At 47.6% G+C, this 2,707-nt stretch carries 3 protein-coding genes; all 3 read right to left on the bottom strand.

What is annotated here, in order from left to right; genetic code table 11:
* Positions 1 to 438 (bottom strand): RNA-guided endonuclease InsQ/TnpB family protein (locus O9324_RS09405; RefSeq protein ID WP_288140039.1); only part of this gene is annotated, 438 nt, incomplete at its 3' end.
* Positions 439 to 471: 33 nt separating this feature from the next.
* The gene (locus O9324_RS09400; protein WP_288140038.1) at positions 472 to 606 is read right to left on the bottom strand and encodes a hypothetical protein; all 135 of its coding nucleotides are present in this window, start codon (positions 604 to 606) and stop codon (positions 472 to 474) included.
* 120 nt (positions 607 to 726) lie between these two features.
* The gene (locus O9324_RS09395) at positions 727 to 2,121 is read right to left on the bottom strand and encodes a DUF2252 domain-containing protein (protein WP_288140037.1); all 1,395 of its coding nucleotides are present in this window, start codon (positions 2,119 to 2,121) and stop codon (positions 727 to 729) included.
* Between the last annotated feature and the right edge of the window lie 586 nt (positions 2,122 to 2,707).

Below are 2,707 nucleotides of genomic sequence, written 5' to 3'. Positions count from 1 at the left end.
TTCACAGCTTTCTGGTATTTGTCGCGACCAGCGAATAGGTAAAGGTTCTGTGCATTTAGCTAAATAGATTTGTTTGTCTTTAAATTTAAAAGCAGACTTGGTAAATTCGGCACTTCCTCCCTGATGTTTTTTCTTAAAGTTGGGATACTTAGTACGACCAGCAAAGAAGTTAGTAAAAGCTGTTTGTAAATGTCTTAACCCTTGTTGTAAGGGTACACAGCTTACCTCGTTGAGAAAGTCTAATTCTTCTTGTTTTTTCCAATCGGTTAGCATTGAAGAAGTTTCAGTATATCCTACTCTTTCTTGTCTTTCGTACCATGCTTGTGTTCTGAGATGGAGAGCTTTATTGTAAACCAATCTTACACATCCCAAAGTGCGCCGCAATAGCGACTCTTGTTCGGGTGTGGGGTAAAATCGAAACGAATAGGCTTTTTCCATACCTCACATTCTAACACATATTTCGTAAATGCGCTAAGATTTAACAGCAAAGCCGCCGTAAAACGGCGGGGTTTCAGACCCAAAATTTCCGATGACAGCGTTGGTGACACCACTGCTCAGGGCATTTTTTTGAATGAAATCATTGGCTTGATCTGAAGTTGGAACCATATAGCTACCCTTTGAGAGCCGATTTTGACTTTCCAGGCGAATTATACCATCAAAAGTTAAATTTTTTCAGCAGCGAGGGGCTGATCTTGCCTAGATCCGCTCAAAATCGCTCCCTAATCTCTATAAATTTTCTTCTACCAAAGCCTCGACCCGTCCTGTTTTGACCGCATCCACCAAAGCGGCGTGATCTCGTTCTGTCTGATCGGCATAAGCGATCGCAAATTCGCCCAGGGCTAGATCGAACTGATCTCCTTTCCCCAAATAACCGCTAATGGTGGCCGCATCTCCAGATTTGGCGTGGGCGCGGGCCAAAGTCCAGCCGCAGAACTCGGCGTAGCGTTGCAGTTGGACGGCCGATACTCCTTCAATGGGTAGGGAAAACTTCATATCCCGCAGTTGCCGTAAATAGAAGTCGTTGCCCCCTCTTCCCTTAGTCCAGCCCAAAAATATGTCGCTAGAGGATTGCATCAATCTCTGGCCTGTAACTACCCGTTGTCCCTGATTTTCGTACTGGCTCTTGGCGGTATAGGGTTCCAGAACCGAAGGGCAAGCCTCCTTAACTTGTAGGATGAGGGGATGGTTATCTTCCGAGAACAATAGGGCGATATAACATCTGGTGCCGACACTGCCAATGCCCACCACTTTCAGGGCAAAGTCCTCTAATTGGTAGCGATCGAAGAGGACTCGGCGTTCCTCCGGCAGGGATTGGCGATAGTCTTCCAGACCCTCGCGCACGAGAGTCTCCCAATCCGGTTCGTTGACATGGTAAAGAATGGGCGGCTGATCGACAAAGCGATTGCGTCCCCCGGTTTGGGTGACGATCTTGGGGTAGAGATGTTCGATGATGCGCTCGCGGGCCTTTGCCATCATCTGTTCCCGCAACTTCCGCGTCTTTTCGTCGGGAGCCATCTCGATCGCCTGTTCTACTCCTATGCGCGTGTACCATACCTCTAAGGGACTGAGGCGAGAATATTCCCGCAGGTGTTCTCGATAGGAACGAGCGCAATCGATCGCCGCTGCCTTCGATTCTTGATTGGATAGATCGCTATCCCTGCCGGCGATGACAAAACTGACCACGAGACGCTTGAGATCCCATTCCCAAGGCGCGGGCAGGGTTTCGTCGAAATCGTTAATATCGAAGACTAAATTGCGTTCGGGGGTGGCAAAAAATCCGAAGTTCAACAGGTGGCAATCCCCGCAGGCCTGCACGATAATGTCAGTTTTGGGAGTGGTGGCCAGATCGTAGGCCATCAAAGCAGCGGAACCGCGCAGGAAGGTAAAGGGACTCCGCAACATTCGTCCGTAGCGGATGGGAATCAATTCCTGTAATCGCCCTCGATTTGATGCTTCGATGATCTCGATCGGCTCTCGACCAGCTGCGGGGGGTTGCCAGATAGCGTGGACAGAACGCGGCAATCGCTCCCGCAGGGATTTACCGATCTGGATGCGTTCTTCCCGTGAACGGAATCGAGCTTGAGAAGGTGAGCGGATCGGGGTTTCTATTTGGTGGTTCATAGCGACTTTTTCCCCTGAATGAGATCAAATCCTTTGCTGTTAGATGGGAAATAGATATGTCAAGACTGATGGTTCCCCTTCTGGGATAACTTTCTAACATTTCCTCCTGTAGAGATAGCTTTTGATGCTCGGTTCAACAATTAATCTTCACTCGCTTCTTATCTGGGGAAGATCAACATTATCGATGACACATTTTTTTCTGAAATGGCTATCGATTAAATTTGCTTAACTTTTAGCCCAATGGCAGCTCTACTATTCCGATTGTATCTTGCTCAAAAATTGCTGGTGGAATGGTCGTAACAAAATTTTATCTAATGTTCAGCCTTCGGACAGGGGCTAAAATATCGCTCTTTTGTGGGGAAAAGGGGGGTATATTCCAGGTTAAAGCTGAAAATTTCCCCCTTGCCCCACTTCTATAAGAAGTTTTCTGTTTATTTGTTTGGGTATTGACATCCTCGCCGCCCTAAAAGTGCGGCGATTCCTAAACCTCACGATTTAAGTTTCTGCTTCCACCACCGTCGCATACCACAGTTAAAAAACCATGTACTGTCTTACACAGAGTCCACAGACTTTCGCCCCATTTCAG

Origin of the sequence: Microcystis sp. LE19-84.1B, assembly GCF_027531875.1 — a bacterium.
Taxonomy (GTDB): Bacteria; Cyanobacteriota; Cyanobacteriia; order Cyanobacteriales; family Microcystaceae; genus Microcystis; species Microcystis panniformis.
Note: the sequence above shows the minus strand (reverse complement) of the source record. Positions and strands in the feature narration are given on the sequence as shown.

What these genes read in the sequence shown, in the direction of transcription:
- O9324_RS09400 (WP_288140038.1), bottom strand. Translation starts at nt 606, where the DNA reads ATGGTTCCAACTTCAGATCAAGCCAATGATTTCATTCAAAAAAATGCC.
- O9324_RS09395 (WP_288140037.1), bottom strand. Translation starts at nt 2,121, where the DNA reads ATGAACCACCAAATAGAAACCCCGATCCGCTCACCTTCTCAAGCTCGA.